We start from the raw sequence: 15,983 nt of genomic DNA on the forward strand, positions 1-15,983 counted from the left end.
GGGGATAGTGGCTGCTGGCTCGTTCGAGGGGCAGTACGTGTGGCATCCGGCGGCCGATGATCGTCAGTTGGCCCGGGCCTGCATGGACGTGAAGGCCGGGCGGTACCTCGGCGCACACGAGATCCTGAGGGAGACCCGCGGGGATTTCGAAGTGCGGGCCCACCGGTCCCTCGTACTGGCCTCCGAGGCAGCGGATTCCGACCTGGCCGAACGCTGGCTGGCCGAGGAACCCAGCGCCGAGTCCGCGCTGCTGTGGGCGCGGGTGGCGATGCTCCGGGCGTTACGGATGGCCGACGCCGGCGATCTCCGCGAGGGGGCGCTGGTCCGCATAGCGCAGGGCGCGTGCGAACGGGCCTCGGAGATGCTGCCCACCGACCCGACGCCCTGGGTGACCCAACTGGCGCTCACCCGGCTCCAGCGACCCCGCGACCCCGCGCCGCGCGGACTGCTGACCGAGCCGACCGGGCCCTGGTACCTGTTCGCCCACATCCTCCGGCTCGACCCCTGGCACCGTGAGGCGCACCACCGGTTCCTGGCCTTCTTCTTCACCCGCAACGGCGGCTCGGCGAGCGCGCGATGGGACGTCGCCTCGTTCCTGAGCCACCGGGCACCGACCAACTCGCCCCTGCGGCTGCTGCCGCTGGTGGCGCTGGTCGAGGACTACGACCCCTCCGCGCTGCTGGCGGACCGCACCTGGGAACAGCCCCAGTGGAAAGCGACCACGATGGGGATCTACACCCATTGGTTTCCCGAGACGGCCAAGTACCGGTTCACCCCGGTGCTCGACCTGGCTTATCTGGCGCATGCCCTGGTCATGGCGAAGCTGGAATTCGAGGCACGGGAAGTCCTCACGGCATCAGGACCCTATGCGTCCCGTATGCCCTGGAGTGCGTTCGGAGCGCCCGAGGAACAACTGACCAGGGCCAGAAAGCTGTGCGGACTGCCGATTCCGAGTGCCGCCTGACACCTCTGCCGCTCCACATCGCACGACGAAGTCCTCCCGTCCTCCATGTCTCAGAAAGGCTGCGGTTGTGACCGAGCACAGATCTCTTTCACACTCGAAAACTCTTCGACCTCCAGCGCCGGTCGCCACCCTCGACGACGACGCGACGCTGCATGCCATGGGCTATCCGCGGAAACTTACCCGGCGATTTCGCGCGTTTGACAACTTCGCGATCTCTTTCACCATCATCAACATCATCGCCGGTATCTTCTCCTCCTTCGGTTTCGGCATGGCGGCCGGCGGTCCGCGGATTCTCATATTCGGCTGGATAGGCGTGTCCATCATGGTGCTGTTCGTCGGCGCCTCGATGGGGGAGATCGCCTCCGCCTATCCGACCAGCGGCGCGCTGTACTTCTCCGCGGGCAAGCTCGCCAAGCGGCACCGCGGCGCCTGGTCCTGGTACACCGGCTGGCTGAACTTCGTCGGCCAGGTGGGCGGGACGGCCGCCACCGGCTACGCCGCCGCCACCTTCATCCAGGCCTTCATCGCGATGCAGTGGACCGACTACGAGGTGACGGCGCAGCGCACCGTGGGCATCACGGCGGTGATCCTGCTGCTGCAGGCGCTGGCCAACACCTACACGGTGCAGCTGATCGCCCTGCTGAACCGCATCTCCGTGTGGTGGCTGTTCATCGGCATGGTCGTGATCGTCGTCTGTCTGACCGTCATACCCGACCACCACCAGTCGGTTTCCTTCGTGACGCATTTCGAGAACAACACCGGCTTCTCCAACGGGATTTACGGCGCGATGCTCGGTCTGCTCGTCACGAGCTGGACCTTCACCGGCTTCGACGGCAGTTTCCACATGTCGGAAGAGACCGTGCAGGCGACGGTCAACGCGCCCAAGGGCATCATGCGGTCGATCGCCTACTCGGCGGGCATCGGCCTGATCCTCATGCTCGCCCTGGTGTACGCGATTCGTGATTACGCGGCCGAGGCGAGCTCTGCCGCACCGCCGGTGCAGATTCTCATCGACGCGCTCGGCATGGGCACCGCCAAGCTGCTGCTGCTGATCGTGATCGGCGCCATGCTGTTCTGCGGCCTGGCCAACATGACCAGCAATACCCGGCAGATCTTCGCGTTCTCCCGTGACGGTGCGATGCCCGGCTCGCGTTGGTGGCATTCGGTGTCCCCGCGCACCCGTACGCCCGTCAAGGCGGTATGGCTCGCGGCGGCCTGCTCCATCATTCTGGTACTGCCCGGCTGGTGGTCCCACACCGCCTTCACCGCCATTGTCAGCGTCAATGTCGTCGGGCTGTTCCTCGCCTATGGCGTGCCCATCTTCCTGCGGCTGCGCCTGGGTGACGAGTTCGAGTCCGGCCCCTGGAACCTCGGGCGCTACGGCAAGGTCGTCGGAACGGTCGCCGTGACCTGGATCGTCCTCAGCAGCGTGCTGTTCATGCTGCCCCAGGTCTCCCCGATCACCACGACCTCGTTCAACTACGCCCCGATCGCCCTGGGTGTGGTGCTGCTCATCGCCACCGTCTGGTGGTTCGCCACCGCGCGGAAGCGCTTCCAGGGACCGGTCAGCTACGGCCGCCCCGATGAAGTGGCCGCCATGGACCTGATCTGACCCGGCGGTACCCGATCGGCCCGAAGCACCTGAACGGCCCGAACACAGTGCACCGCAGAGGTCCCGGTGGGATTCCCACCGGGACCTCACGCATGCGCGGCCCGGACCCCCACCACCCGGAACACCGGCAGGCCGGGCAGCCGGCCCCGATGCTCTGGACGTACATCGGTGACATCGACAACGGGGAACGCTGCATCCAGAAGAAGGAGACCGGACGATGAGCGGCGGAGGCCAGGACGGGAGCCTCCGCCGCTCACCACGGACCGCGAGCGGTCAGTCGGCCAGCGGCAGGTAGACCCGGTTGCCGCTCGCCGCGAACTCGGCGGACTTCTGCCGCATCCCGGCCTCCGGGTCCAGCAGCAGATCCCCGCCGTGCTCCTTGCGGATGTCCTGGCTGATCTTCATCGAGCAGAACTTGGGGCCGCACATGGAGCAGAAGTGCGCGGTCTTGGCGCCGTCCGCCGGCAGCGTCTCGTCGTGGAAGTCACGCGCGGTGTCCGGGTCCATGGCCAGGTTGAACTGGTCCTCCCAGCGGAACTCGAAGCGGGCGTCGGACAGCGCGTCGTCCCAGTCCTGCGCCCCCGGGTGGCCCTTGGCCAGGTCCGCCGCGTGCGCCGCGATCTTGTACGTGATGACGCCGGTCTTGACGTCGTCCCGGTTGGGCAGGCCCAGGTGCTCCTTGGGCGTGACGTAGCAGAGCATCGCGGTGCCCCACCAGGCGATCATCGCGGCGCCGATGCCCGAGGTGATGTGGTCGTAGGCGGGCGCGACATCGGTGGTGAGCGGGCCGAGCGTGTAGAACGGCGCCTCCTCGCAGATCTCCTGCTGGAGGTCGATGTTCTCCTTGATCTTGTGCATCGGGACGTGCCCGGGGCCCTCGATCATGGTCTGCACGTTGTGCCGCTTGGCGATGGTGTTCAGCTCGCCCAGCGTCCGCAGCTCCGCGAACTGCGCCTCGTCGTTGGCGTCCGCGATGGAGCCGGGGCGCAGGCCGTCGCCGAGCGAGTACGTGACGTCGTAGGAGGCGAGGATGTCGCAGAGCTCCTCGAAGTTCTCGTAGAGGAACGACTCCTTGTGGTGCGCGAGGCACCAGGCGGCCATGATCGAGCCGCCGCGCGAGACGATGCCGGTCTTGCGGCGGGCGGTGAGCGGGACGTAGCGCAGCAGCACGCCGGCGTGCACCGTCATGTAGTCGACGCCCTGCTCGGCCTGCTCGATGACGGTGTCCTTGTAGACCTCCCAGGTCAGCTCCTCGGCCTTGCCGTCGACCTTCTCCAGCGCCTGGTAGAGGGGGACGGTGCCGATGGGCACGGGGGAGTTGCGCAGCACCCATTCACGGGTGGTGTGGATGTTGCGGCCGGTGGACAGGTCCATGACCGTGTCGGCGCCCCACTTGGTGGCCCACGTCATCTTGTCCACCTCCTCCTCGATGGAGGAGGTGACCGCGGAATTGCCGATGTTGGCGTTGACCTTCACCAGGAACCGCTTGCCGATGATCATCGGCTCGATCTCGGGGTGGTTCACGTTCATCGGCATCACGGCCCGGCCGGCCGCGATCTCCTCGCGCACCACCTCGGGGGAGACGTTCTCGCGGATCGCGATGTACTCCATCTCCGGGGTGATGTCGCCGCGGCGGGCGTACGCGAGCTGCGTCACCGCCTGTCCGTCCCGCCCCCTGCGGGGCACCCGGGGGCGGCCGGGGAAGACCGCGTCGAGGTTGCGCAGACCGCCGCGGGGGGAGGTGTGCTTGATCCCGTCGTCCTCGGGGCGGACCGGGCGGCCCGAGTACTCCTCGGTGTCGCCGCGGCCGATGATCCAGTTCTCCCGCAGCGGCGCCAGGCCGCGGCGGACGTCCGTGGTGACGTTCGGATCGGTGTACGGCCCCGACGTGTCGTACAGCGTCACGTCACGGCCGGTGGTGAGGTGCACCTGGCGCACGGGGACCTGGATGTCCGGCCTGGTGCCGGTCAGGTAGCCCTTGTGCCAGCCGGGCTCGCGCTTCTCCGCAGCGACGGACGGCTCCGCCGAAACGGGCTTTTCCGTCGAAACGGACTGAACGGAGACAGGCATGCGTGCATCCTGCGTGGTCATGAGACCCAACTCCCTACGCCGGCATTACCCGGTAACAGGTTCAGCGGTCGGCGCAGTTCTTCAGCGCCCTCTCAGCCCGGTGCTCCGAGCTCCCGCGATTGCAAAGGTGCCCCCACGGTAGCGGGTGCGGACGAACGCACACCAGGGGGTCTTGCGATGATCGGCCCGTGGACACCCCCCAGGCGTCGCCGCACGCGCACTCGCACACCCACGGTCACGGTCCGGTGCCGCCGGTCTCGAAGCACCTCCGCAAGGTCATCGCGGTGGTTCTGGTCCCCTTCGCCGCAGCGGTGCTCGCCGGGCTGATCGTGCTGTGGCCGGGTGGAGTGCCCCCGCACGCGCGCACCGGGGTCGGTTTCGACCAGCAGACACAGCAGGCGCGGGTCACCAGGATCGACGACGTCGACTGCGCCGAGGCGAACACACAGTCACCGGCGCAGTCCACACCCGGCGCCGCCGCCTCCCCGCCGGAACGCTGCGAGAAGGCGACCATCGAGGTCACCACGGGCAAGGACCAGGGCCGGACGTTCACCGAGATCGTGCACCCCGACCAGACCCGCCGCTACACGGCGGGCCAGGGCGTGGTGGTGGCGTACGCACCCGACGCTCCGAAGGAGCTGCAGTACGCGGTGACCGATGTCGACCGCGGCTTCCCGCTCGCGCTGCTGGCCGGGATCTTCGCCCTCGCGGTGATCGCCGTCGGCAGGATGCGCGGTCTGATGGCGCTGATCGCGCTGGTCATCAGCTTCGCGATCCTGACGCTCTTCATCCTCCCGGCGATCCTGCACGGCCACGATCCGCTGCTGGTGGCGGTGATCGGCGGCAGCGCGATCATGCTGATCGCGCTCTACATGTGCCACGGACTCAACGCCCGTACGTCGGTGGCGGTGATCGGCACGCTGTGCTCGCTCTTCCTGATCGGGATCCTCGGCTCGGTCTTCATCTCCTGGGCCCACTTGACGGGCAACACCTCGGACGAGACCGGGCTGATCCACACCCTCTACCCCGGCATCGAGATCAAGGGCCTGCTGCTGGCCGGCATCATCATCGGCTCGCTGGGCGTCCTGGACGATGTGACGGTCACCCAGACCTCGGCGGTGTGGGAGCTCAAGGACGCCGACCCCGGCGCGAGTTGGCGCAAGCTCTACGGAGCCGGCATGCGGATCGGCCGGGACCACATCGCGTCGGTGGTGAACACCCTGGTGATGGCGTACGCGGGTGCGGCGCTGCCGCTCCTGCTGCTGTTCTCGGTGGCGCGCAGCGGGGTGCTGCGGGTCGCCGGCAGCGAGCTGGTGGCGGAGGAGATCGTCCGGACGCTGGTCGGCAGCATCGGCCTGGTCGCGTCGGTTCCCCTGACGACGCTGCTGGCGGCGCTCGTTGTCAGTGCCGACCGGCACAATACGAGGACAAGCGTTACGAAGACGGACGGACCGAAGACGGACGGACCGAGGGCGGGGGAACCGAGGGCGGGCGGACCGAGCGCGGGGGACACTCTCCCCGCGAGGACCGGCGGCGGTCACCGGCGCCGGGGGAAGTAGCGGCAGGCCGTACTCGCGGGGGCGGGTGGCGGCGGCGGGTTGTGACGGGGAACGGGGGGACGATGGCCGGGATGATCGGGCTGCAGGGCAGGGTGACGGGGCGGATCGGCCCAGGGCTGGTCGGCGAGGTGATCGTCCAAGTACGGGGCGGCGCCGAGGCGTTCCTCGCGTATCCGGTCACACCGGGCGAGCGCATGGAGACCGGGACGCAGATCGTGGTCGTGGAATACCAGGCCCCGCGGACGGTCTACGTGGCCGCCGCCTTCGGCTGAGCGGGGTTCCGACTCCGGCTGAACGGGCTTCGCGCGTCGGCTGAGCGGGCTTCGTATCAAGACTGCGCCAAGGTTCCGTCAGGGTGTTCACCACGGCCTTGCGCGGGAGCACACTCGCGATCGTCAGGCCCCGCATGGGGGCCGCTGTAAGGGGGCGTATGCCGATGATCATCGGCGTCGTGGCGGGACTCGTTCTCGCCGCAATCATCATCGTGATCGGGCTGTTCAAGCTGATGTGGCGGGTCGCGGAGCCGAATGAGGCGCTTGTCATCTCCGGTTCCCGGCACCGCACCGAGGGCATCGAGGAAGGGCTGGGATTCCGTATCGTCACGGGGCGCGGGACGTTCGTGGTCCCCGGTGTCCAGGCCGTGCGCAAGCTCTCGCTCGATCTCAACGAGACCGAGCTGCTGGTGGACTGTGTGACGCAGCAGGGCATTCCGCTGAAGGTGCGCGGAGTCGTCATCTTCAAGGTCGGCGACGACTTCGTGTCGATAGCCAACGCCGCACGCCGTTTCCTGGACCAGCAGAAGTTCATGGGCGACCGGGTGCACAACGTCTTCGCCGGTCATCTGCGGTCGATCGTCGGCGGGTTGACGGTCGAGGACATGATCCGTGACCGCGAGAAGCTCACCGGGCAGACCCGGGCCGCCTCCGGCTCGGAGATGGAGAAGCTCGGCCTGATCATCGACTCGCTGCAGATCCACGAGATCGAGGACCCGACCGGGTACATCAAGAACCTGGCCGCGCCGCACGCCGCGGCCGTCCACCGGGACGCGCGGATCGCCCAGGCCGAGGCGGACCGGCTGGCCACCGAGGCGGAGCAGAAGGCCGCCGCCCGGATGTCCGAGGCGACCCGGGACAGCGAGATCCTGCAGGCCGGCTACCAGGCCGAACGGGACAAGGCGGCCGCGACATCACGACAGGCGGGACCGCTGTCGGAGGCCGCGGCCAAGCAGGAGGTCGTGGTCCAGGAGACCCGCGTCGCTGAGCTGGAGGCGCAGCGCCGCGAGCAGCAGCTCCAGGTCGACGTCAGAAAGCCGGCGGACGCGAAGGCGTACGAGAAGCGGACGCTGGCCGAGGCCGAACGCGATGTGCGGATCTCGGCGGCACAGGCGAAGGCCAAGGAGACCGAGCTGGCGGCCATCGCCGAAGCCAACCGGGTCAAGATAGCCGCGGCCGCGCAGGCCGAGATGACGAAGGTCAGCGGGCTGGCACAGGCGGCGGCCACCCGGGCGACCGGTGAGGCCGAGGCGGCGGCGACGCAGGCCCGCGGGCTCGCGGAGGCCGAGGCGGCGAAGGCCAAGGGCCTGGCCGAGGCCGCGTCGATCCAGGCGCGCGCGGAGGCGCTGGCCACCAACCAGGAGGCCGTGGTCGCTCAGCAGCTGGCCGAGAACTGGCCGGAGATCGTGAAGGCGGGCGCCTCGGCGTTCGGCAACGTGGAGCACATGGTGCTGCTCAACGGCGCGGACGGCATGTCCGACATGTTCGCCAAGGCACTCACCATGGGCGGCACCGGGCTCGGACTGGCCCGCCAGCTGCTCGCGTCGATGGGAACGGAGAACGGCGTCAGCGCCGTGCCGCCGCCCGCGTCTCCCAACGGATCGACGCCCCGCAGCCACCTGATACCGCTACAGGACGACGACCAGGCCTGATCCGCGAAGCACGAGTGAGGGCGGGGGCGGGGCGCGTCATCGCGCCGCGCCGCCCCCGCCCGGCCGTCCGGCGCGGCGGGTGCCGCCGGCGGACGGGATGTACGGGTTCCGGCCCCCCGGGGAATTACCAGTCACGATGTGAGGAGGACGAGGATCCCGAGGTGAACTTCTTCACCAGGAAGATCAACCCGCCGACCAGCGCCGCGAAGACCAGCACCTTGAACAGCAGACCGATGACGAATCCGACCAGGCTCATGATCAAGCCGCCGAAGACGACGAGAGCGATCACCGGGATCGCCACCCACTTGATCCACCAGGGCAGACCCTTGACCAGCTCTTCCATGACTGTTTCCCTCCAGATTCCTTCGTTGTCCCCGTGGTTCGACTCTAGAGCCGCGGAGGGGGCCGGCGGAGGGGTCGGAGACCCGATCCTTCCCTGACCGTTCCCCTACGGAACCCCAGGGTCCGACCCTCAGTCGCCCGGGCTCAGGCCTCCGGCGGCGAGAAGACGACCATGACCCGCAGGTCCTCCGTCACGTGGTGGAAGCGGTGCGGCACCCCCGCCGGCACATAGACGACGCTGCCGCGGGCCACCGTGGTCGTCTCCTCCCCCACGGTGATCGCCGCCCGCCCGCTCACCACCAGATAGATCTCGTCCTGCTGGTGCGGGACCTGCGGATCGAGCTCCCCGGCCTGCAGCGCGTACAGCCCCGCCGACATGTTCCGTTCGCGGAGAAAGCTGAGATAGGCCCCGTTGTTGGCGGCCCGCTCCGCCTCCAGGTCGTCCAGCCGGAACACCTTCATCGCAGCTCTCCCTCGTCGCAGCTCTTGCCCGGGCGATCAGTTCTGCCACGATCACACCATGAAGAATTTCGTCGTCAAGACACTCGCCAACGCCGGGGCCCTCGGTGTGGCCATCTGGCTGGTCAAGGACATCACCCTCACCGGTGACGACACCTGGCACAAGGTGCTCACCGTCATCCTGGTCGCCGTGGTCTTCGGACTGGTGAACTGGCTGGTCAAGCCGGTCGTCAAACTGCTGTCCTTCCCCCTGTTCATCCTCACCCTGGGCCTGATCACGCTGGTCGTGAACGCCCTGATGCTGCTGCTCACCTCCTGGCTCGCCGGAAAGCTCAGCCTCGACTTCCACGTCGACGGCTTCTGGGCGGCGCTGATCGGCGGCCTGATCATCAGCATCGTCTCCTGGGCCCTCAACATGCTCCTGCCGGACGAGGACTGAGCGCCGGGGAGGAGGACCCGATGCCGTTACGAGGACCGGAGGGGCCGGGGCCGTTGGGGGCCCCGGCCGAAGGTTGGAGGAGGGGTACTTCGAAATGCTGCCGAGCTGTTTGTGAGCCGTCAGGCTCATAGACAGTCGATTTCGAAGCCCCGCCCCGGGGGCCCCGGCCCCCGGCCCGGATCGGGTTGACTGGACCCGCGCGCACCCGCGCAGCAGGTGCGACCCCAGGTCCCAGGAGGCAGCGATGGCCGAGTCCGACAGCCCGAGCGGCAGCGGTGAAAGTACCCGCAGCGTGCACGCCGGACGCCCGCCCGCCCAGCCGTACGAACCCTCCCTGCCCGGCCCCACCTTCGTCTCGCACTTCCACCTGCCCGGCGACGCGACGGGCCCGTACACCTACGGCCGGGAGCAGAACCCGACCTGGACCCTGCTCGAGGACGCGATCTCCGAGCTGGAGTCCCCCGCCGACCCGACCGCCAGGACGACCGTCTTCGCCTCGGGGATGGCCGCGGTCTCCGCCGTGCTCCTGTCCCAGATGAGCGCGGGCGACACCGTCGTGCTGCCCTCCGACTGCTACCAGACGACCCGGGCCCTCCAGCAGCGGCTGGAGTCGTACGGAGTCACCGTGCGCCTCGCGCCGACCCGCGACGACGCGCAGCTGGCCTTGCTGGACGGCGCGCGTCTGCTGTGGCTGGAGACCCCGTCCAACCCCGTCCTGGACGTCTGTGACATCCGCCGGCTCGCCGAAGCCGCGCACGCGGCGGGCGCCCTGGTCGCCGTCGACAACAGCCTCGCCACCCCGCTCGGCCAGCGCCCGCTCGACCTCGGCGCCGACTTCTCGGTCGCCAGCGGCACCAAGGCCCTGACCGGCCACGGCGACCTGCTGCTCGGCTACGTGACCACCCGCGACCCCGAGCTCGCCGAACAGACCCGGCGGTGGCGCAACACCGTCGGTGCGATCCCCGGCCCGATGGAGGCCTGGCTCGCGCACCGTTCGCTGGCCACCCTCTCGCTGCGCGTGGACCGGCAGGCCGCCAACGCCCTGGAGCTGGCCACGGCGCTCGCCGACCGCCCGGAGGTGACCGGGCTGCGCCACCCCGGCCTGCCCACCGACCCGGCGCACGCACTCGCCGCCGGTCAGATGCGCCGGTTCGGCAGCGTCGTCTCCTTCACGCTGCCCGGCAAGGAGCACGCCGAGCGCTTCCTCTCCGCGCTCCGGATCACCGTCGAGGCGACGAGTTTCGGCAGCGTCCAGTGCACGGCCGAACGCCGGGCCCGCTGGGGCGGCGACGCGGTTCCGCCGGGCTTCATCCGCTTCTCGGTGGGCGTGGAGGACGCGGCCGACATCGTCGCCGATGTCACCCGCGCCCTGGACGCCGCTCAGTAGGGCCACTACGCATATATGCAGGGAGCCCTACGCAGAATGGGCGGTTCGAGCCTCCCCCCTCGTGGCTCGAACCGCCCTGGCGCAACGCGCGAAGATGCGCTCGAACAAGGCTAGTTGACTCTGCGTCAGTGTCCAATCACAGTACCTGGTACGACCTATCGATAAATTTATACTTGGCGATGCGTCAGGTTCTGTCTGCGAGGAGACCACGGTGGACCTGGCCCTCCTGCGTACCTTCGTCACCGTGCACCGGGCCGGTTCCTTCACCCGGGCCGCCCAGCTCCTGGGCCTGTCCCAGCCCGCCGTCACCGGCCAGATACGCACGCTGGAACGGCAGGTCGGCCGCCCGCTCTTCCTGCGGCTGCCCCGCGGCGTCGCCCCCACCACCGTGGGCGACGAGCTCGCGCACAAGGTCGCCCCGCACCTCGACGCGCTGCTGGAGATCACCGCGGCGGCCCCCGACGACGACGGCCCCGGCACCCACAGCCTGCATCTGGCGGGCCCCGCCGAGTTCACCGCGCTGCGCATCCTGCCCGCCCTGGCGCCGCTGGTCACCGACGGGCTGCACCTGCGGGTCTCGCTCAGCGGCGACGACGAGGCGCTGGCCGGGCTCGCCGCCGGCCACCATGACCTGGCCGTCGTCAGCGTCCAGCCCCGCGACCGGCTGATAGCGGCCGTACCGCTGTGGGACGAGGAGTACGCCCTGGTCGCCGCGCCCGCCTGGCTGGCACAGGCCGGCGGCCCGCACGGAGTGCGCGACCACGGCCCGCAGATGCTCGACGACCTGCCCGTCGTCACCTGCGACGAGGAGTGCCGGCTGCTGTCCCAGTACTGGTCGGCCGTCTTCGACGCCAAGCCCACCCGGGATCCCGCGGTCGTCGTCCCCGACCTGCGCGCCGTCCTGGACTGCGTACGCGACGGGGCCGGGCTGGCCGTCCTGCCCCGCTATCTGTGCGGCCCCGCACTCGCCGCCGGGGAGATCGCCCTGCTGCTGGAGCCTCCCGTGCCACCGCTGCGGACCTACTTCCTGGCCACCCGGGTCGGCACCCTCGCACTGCCCCACCTCGCGCGGGCGCACGATCGGCTGCTGACCGCCGCACAGGGCTGGTAGCCGCCGTACCACCGGCCGCGTCAAGGCCGCCGGGGCCGGATCAGGGGCCCTGGCAGGTGGCCGGCGGAGCCCGGCGAGCGCCGCTGACGCGCCAACGGGAATCAAATGCTCCGATTCACTGCTCCCGGTGCGTTTGTCGATCCTTGTGCCGCGGCAGATCTCAACCATGCCCCTGGAGAACGCAACTCCGGCCGAAGCCCCCGCCACCCGCCCGGTGGTCAAGCGCACCGCCCGCGCGATCCTGCTCGACGGCGACCGCATGGTCCTCATCAAGCGCACCAAGCCCGGCCTCGCCCCGTACTGGATCACTCCGGGCGGCGGTGTGGAGGACGACGACCCCTCGGTCGTCGACGCCCTGCACCGTGAAGTGGACGAGGAGCTGGGAGCCAAGATCACCGACGTCGTCCCGGCCTTCGTCGACACCGTCGAACACATCGCGGAGAACGGCGCCCACGGCGTGAAGGTGCAGTACTTCTTCGTGTGCCGGCTCGCCTCGATGGACCCGGCCCGCCGGCACGGCCCCGAGGTGGACGATCCGTGCGGGACGTACGACGTCGTCCGTGTGCCGTTCAGCCGGGTCGGGCTGGCCTCCGTCGAGGTGGTGCCGCTGACGCTGCGGCACTATCTCGACGCGAACATCGAAGGCGTGCTGGGACTGGTCGGCCCCGACCTGGGCTGAGCCGGCCGCTGACCCGCAGGGCCCCTGCCTGCCGGTCGGCCCGTCTGCCGGTCAGCCCGCTGGCCTGCCCGCCCGTCAGCCCGCCTGCCGGAGGAACCAGCCGCGGAGCCGCCGCGCGCGCCGCCGCTCCGCCGGACCGGGTGGCGCGGCCACCACCCGCGCGACGGGCACCGGCACAGGCACGGGCACTTGCACGGGCGCGGGAGCCGCCGGTACCGGCTGTACCGGCATGCGTTCCGCCGCCGCCCCGAAGTGGTCGCCGCCCTTGCGGCGTACGTCGTCGGTGCCCCACGACCGCCCGCCGCCTGCGGCGGAACCTTTCTGCAACGGCGCTGCGACCAACCGCGGAATGTGCTTCGAGCAGTGGATGTAGGCCTCCTCGACCTCCACCTCGACCCACATCTGCGGACGGCGGCCGGGCACCGGATCGTCCGGCAGTTCCGGGTGCTCGGCGCGCATCCGCTCGTCCGGGATCAGCAGCGCGCGGCCGTTGATGTGCAGCCCGATCCGGTCCCGGGCGAAGTCGATCAGCAGGATCCCGACGTGCGGGTTCTCGCGGATGTTGCCGAGCGAGGCCATGACCCCGTTGCCCCGGTACTCGGGATACGTGAGCGTCCTGTCGTCCAGGATCCGCACGAAACCGGGCGGCCCGGCCCTGAAGGTGCTGTCGCACTCCCCGCGCCGGTCCGCCGTGGACAGGAAGAACATCTCCTGCCGGGCGACGAACTCCCGCATCCGCGGATTGAGCCGGTCCCGCACCTGGTCGTCGTAGAACCGGTCCGCGCGCAGGCCCGTGCCCAGCTCCGTCTGGAGCAGGTGCTCGCCGTCGCTGCCCGGTCGCTCCACCCGGCTAGTCACCCGCCGCCACCAGTTCCTCCAGGGCGTCGTGGCGTATGCGGTGCGAGGGCATACCGCCGCCGACCAGCGCGTCCATACTGCTGCGGATCATCCCGGCCGGGCCCGAGAGATAGGCGTCGTACGCCTCCCACGGGCCGTACTGCCGCACGATGTCCGGCAGCGGGCCCGACAGGCTGCTGCTCGGGGTGTCGGCGACCACCGGGCGCACGGAGAGCCAGGAGTGCTCCTCCTGCATACGGAGCATCGTGTCGAGGTCGTACAGGTCGTGGTCGTGGCGCGCACCGTAGAAGACCTCGACCGAGCGCTTGCGGCCGTGCTCGACGACGTCCTCGACCAGCGCCTTGATCGGCGCGATGCCGGTACCGCCCCCGACGCACAGCAGTCCGCTGTCCGTGGTGTGGTCGACGACCATGGAACCGGCCGGCGGGCCGAGCCGGATCACGTCGCCCGGCCGCGCCCGGTGCACCAGCGCGTTGCTGACCCAGCCGGCCGGGACCGCCTTCACGTGGAAGGAGAGCAGACCGTCCGAGCGGGGCGCCGAGGCGAAGGAGTAGTGCCGCCACACCCGCGGCCACCAGGGCGTTTCGAGCGACGTGTACTGGCCGGCCAGGAACGGGTACGGCTGGTCGGGCCGTACGGTCACCACGGCGATGTCCTGGGTGCGGGGCTCGTGCGAGACGATCTCGGCCTGCCACCACGGCGGCGCGTGCCGCTCGTCGGCGGCGGCCGCGTCGATCATCACCTGCGAGATCACCGTGTAGGCGCGTACCCACGCGGCCTCGGTCAGCGGGTCCCAGACGGCCGCGGCGTACCGGCTGAGCGCCCCGATCAGGGCCTCGCCGACGGCGGGGTAGTGCTCCGGCTGCGTCCCGTACTTGCGGTGGCCGCGGCCGAGGTTGGTCAGGTACTCGACGAGCGTCTCGGTGTCGTCGATGTGCTCGGCCGCGGTGAGCAGGGCCTTCAGGATCCGGTCGCGCTGGGCGTCCATGGCCGCCGGGAAGAGCTCGCGCAGTTCCGGGTGCCGGATGAACAGCAGGGCGTAGAAGTAGCCGGTGGTCCGGTCGGCGACCGGAGCGACCTCCGCCATGGTCCGCCGGATCAGCAGCGCGTCCGGCGAGGCCGCGGACGCGGGTGCGGCCTGGGAGCCGGGGAGGCGCGGCGCGGGCTCCGGCATGGGGGCCGGGGCGGGTTCCGGGGCGAGTACCGGCGCGGCCTCCGGCGGGGGTGCGTGCCCGTCCGGCGGCTGATCCGCCTGGTGGCCCGTCTGCTCCTGTGCCTGTGCCTGCGCCTGCTCCTGCTCCTGCTGGTCCGCCTGTTGCTGGGCCCGCTGCTTGCGGGCGGCGGCCCTGCCGACGGGTCTTATGGCGGCCGGGGACCTGCTGGGTATTTCGGATTCACCGCCGTCCGCCGTGCGTTGATGCGAGTCGGTTTCCCGTTCGGGCGGAGTGAACCAGCCCCGGTTCGGATCCGTCTCGGCCGAGTTGGTGGTCAGAGCGTCCATCGTGAACTTCGCCTCGAACTTCCCCGGTCGATTTCCCGACGTGTGTCACGCGTGGTGGGTTGCGAGCGTGTCACGCAGGGGCGGCGCATCGGACAAATAGCCGGAAGCACAGGAAACGGGGCTGCATTCAGGTTAGGATCCGTCGGCTTGCGGCGGCCCGAGGCGCTCGAACGCAGTCGACCATACCCGGAACGCGCTGTTCGACAAGCCCCGTTGGCCGATTCACCGGAGCACGTTGGCCAAATCCCGTGACCCTTCCCACAGAGTCACGGAATTCGGTTTGGACAACGTCAGCCGGGTATCAGTTGTGGCCCCATTCGGTCATTCACGATCGAATTGATTCACCAGGGCAAAGGCCTCACGCAAGTCGCGACCCGAATAGGCATGAGTGGCCAGATCCCGTACATAGTGGTCACCGTTCACCGCCACCGACGTCGGCACCACCCCGAACAGCGCCGCGTCCGACAGCGAGTCCCCGTAGGCCACGCAGTCCGCCCGCGTCACCCCGTACTGGGCGCAGAGTTCATCGGCGATGCCCACCTTCGACTCCGGCACCAGGATCCCCGCCAGATCGAGCACCGCTTCGGGCGCGAAGGGCACCGGCGGGAAGACCGACGAGCGCGCCTCGTGCACGCCCCACTCGCGCAGCCGCCCCACGAAGAAGTCCGGCGACAGGGAGATCACCGCGCAGTGGTCACCGCGATCGGTGATCTCCGTCCAGACCTCGCGTATGCCGTCGAGCCACGGCGCACCCTCGAAGGCGGCCTGCAGCCGCTCCTCCGTCAGCGTCGCCCACAGCGCGTACACCCGCTCCGCGAACCCCGGCGGGTCCAGGGTGCCCCGGATCAGCCCGCCTTCCAGCTCCTGGATCTCCTCGACCATGTCCAGCTCCCGGGCCAGCTCCAGGCTCGCCGAGGAGCCGTGCATCAAGGTGCCGTCCATGTCGAAAATGTGCAGCCGTGCCACGCGAGCGTCTCCCTGCTTCGTACCGGTCCCGCCTACGCGGAGATACTCCCAGCGTGCGACGGGATCCACCGATCGGGCCACTCGATTTGTGCGGCAGGGACGCCGTGCCACG

16 protein-coding genes and 1 riboswitch are annotated in these 15,983 nt (G+C 69.8%); of the genes, 10 read left to right on the forward strand and 6 right to left on the reverse strand.

Annotated elements, in window-relative coordinates; translation table 11 throughout:
* Positions 1-7: 7 nt before the first annotated feature.
* The 3 genes from LNW72_RS20425 (at position 8) to LNW72_RS41230 (ending at position 2,797) form a co-directional block, all read left to right on the forward strand.
* Positions 8-964 carry a hypothetical protein gene (locus LNW72_RS20425; RefSeq protein WP_250976731.1) on the forward strand — a complete coding sequence of 319 codons (957 nt, stop codon included), beginning with the start codon at positions 8-10 and terminating at the stop codon, positions 962-964.
* 157 nt (positions 965-1,121) lie between these two features.
* The gene (locus LNW72_RS20430; protein WP_250976732.1) at positions 1,122-2,576 is read left to right on the forward strand and encodes an amino acid permease; all 1,455 of its coding nucleotides are present in this window, start codon (positions 1,122-1,124) and stop codon (positions 2,574-2,576) included.
* Positions 2,577-2,668: 92 nt separating this feature from the next.
* Positions 2,669-2,797: a hypothetical protein gene (locus LNW72_RS41230; protein WP_285369657.1), complete on the forward strand. Its 129-nt coding sequence runs from the start codon at positions 2,669-2,671 to the stop codon at positions 2,795-2,797.
* Between the two features lie 52 nt (positions 2,798-2,849).
* Here LNW72_RS41230 and thiC read toward each other — a convergent pair whose 3' ends face one another.
* Complete coding sequence (gene thiC, locus LNW72_RS20435; protein WP_285369658.1) at positions 2,850-4,667, reverse strand: phosphomethylpyrimidine synthase ThiC; 1,818 nt, start codon at positions 4,665-4,667, stop codon at positions 2,850-2,852.
* A riboswitch (TPP riboswitch) is annotated at positions 4,661-4,773 on the reverse strand. (Overlaps the previous gene by 7 nt.)
* A 61-nt stretch (positions 4,774-4,834) precedes the next feature.
* On the opposite strand from thiC, the gene LNW72_RS20440 reads away from it, so the two are divergent.
* The 3 genes from LNW72_RS20440 to LNW72_RS20450 all read left to right on the forward strand — a co-directional run bounded on the left by LNW72_RS20440 (position 4,835) and on the right by LNW72_RS20450 (position 8,129).
* Positions 4,835-6,205, forward strand: a complete 1,371-nt coding sequence (locus LNW72_RS20440; protein WP_250976734.1) for a YibE/F family protein — start codon at positions 4,835-4,837, stop codon at positions 6,203-6,205.
* Between the two features lie 71 nt (positions 6,206-6,276).
* Complete coding sequence (locus LNW72_RS20445; RefSeq protein WP_250976735.1) at positions 6,277-6,477, forward strand: hypothetical protein; 201 nt, start codon at positions 6,277-6,279, stop codon at positions 6,475-6,477.
* A 158-nt stretch (positions 6,478-6,635) separates the two neighbouring features.
* A complete protein-coding gene (locus LNW72_RS20450; protein ID WP_250976736.1) occupies positions 6,636-8,129 on the forward strand; it encodes a flotillin family protein in 1,494 nt (497 codons plus the stop codon).
* Positions 8,130-8,253: 124 nt separating this feature from the next.
* Here LNW72_RS20450 and LNW72_RS20455 read toward each other — a convergent pair whose 3' ends face one another.
* Positions 8,254-8,472, reverse strand: coding sequence for a DUF5326 family protein (locus LNW72_RS20455; RefSeq protein WP_250976737.1), 219 nt, complete (start codon positions 8,470-8,472; stop codon positions 8,254-8,256).
* 143 nt (positions 8,473-8,615) lie between these two features.
* Positions 8,616-8,933 carry a cupin domain-containing protein gene (locus LNW72_RS20460; RefSeq protein WP_250976738.1) on the reverse strand — a complete coding sequence of 106 codons (318 nt, stop codon included), beginning with the start codon at positions 8,931-8,933 and terminating at the stop codon, positions 8,616-8,618.
* Between the two features lie 58 nt (positions 8,934-8,991).
* Between LNW72_RS20460 and LNW72_RS20465 the strand changes: the two genes are divergently transcribed.
* The 4 genes from LNW72_RS20465 (at position 8,992) to LNW72_RS20480 (ending at position 12,546) form a co-directional block, all read left to right on the forward strand.
* Positions 8,992-9,369, forward strand: a complete 378-nt coding sequence (locus LNW72_RS20465) for a phage holin family protein (RefSeq protein WP_250976739.1) — start codon at positions 8,992-8,994, stop codon at positions 9,367-9,369.
* Between the two features lie 244 nt (positions 9,370-9,613).
* Entirely contained in the window at positions 9,614-10,756 is a 1,143-nt protein-coding gene (locus LNW72_RS20470) for a cystathionine gamma-lyase (protein ID WP_250976740.1), read from the forward strand.
* A 211-nt stretch (positions 10,757-10,967) separates the two neighbouring features.
* Positions 10,968-11,867 (forward strand): LysR family transcriptional regulator, encoded by a 900-nt coding sequence (locus tag LNW72_RS20475; RefSeq protein ID WP_250976741.1) that lies wholly within the window; start codon positions 10,968-10,970, stop codon positions 11,865-11,867.
* Positions 11,868-12,033: 166 nt separating this feature from the next.
* Positions 12,034-12,546 carry an NUDIX hydrolase gene (locus LNW72_RS20480; protein WP_250976742.1) on the forward strand — a complete coding sequence of 171 codons (513 nt, stop codon included), beginning with the start codon at positions 12,034-12,036 and terminating at the stop codon, positions 12,544-12,546.
* 75 nt (positions 12,547-12,621) lie between these two features.
* Here LNW72_RS20480 and LNW72_RS20485 read toward each other — a convergent pair whose 3' ends face one another.
* The 3 genes from LNW72_RS20485 to LNW72_RS20495 form a co-directional block, all read right to left on the reverse strand.
* Entirely contained in the window at positions 12,622-13,404 is a 783-nt protein-coding gene (locus LNW72_RS20485) for a pyridoxamine 5'-phosphate oxidase family protein (protein ID WP_250976743.1), read from the reverse strand.
* Positions 13,397-14,905, reverse strand: coding sequence for a globin domain-containing protein (locus LNW72_RS20490; protein ID WP_250976744.1), 1,509 nt, complete (start codon positions 14,903-14,905; stop codon positions 13,397-13,399). The genes LNW72_RS20485 and LNW72_RS20490 overlap by 8 nt, the downstream gene beginning before the upstream one ends.
* 321 nt (positions 14,906-15,226) lie before the next feature.
* Complete coding sequence (locus tag LNW72_RS20495; RefSeq protein WP_250976745.1) at positions 15,227-15,871, reverse strand: haloacid dehalogenase-like hydrolase; 645 nt, start codon at positions 15,869-15,871, stop codon at positions 15,227-15,229.
* Between the last annotated feature and the right edge of the window lie 112 nt (positions 15,872-15,983).

The sequence above is a fragment of the Streptomyces sp. RKAG293 genome (assembly GCF_023701745.1).
Taxonomy (GTDB): domain Bacteria; phylum Actinomycetota; class Actinomycetes; order Streptomycetales; family Streptomycetaceae; genus Actinacidiphila.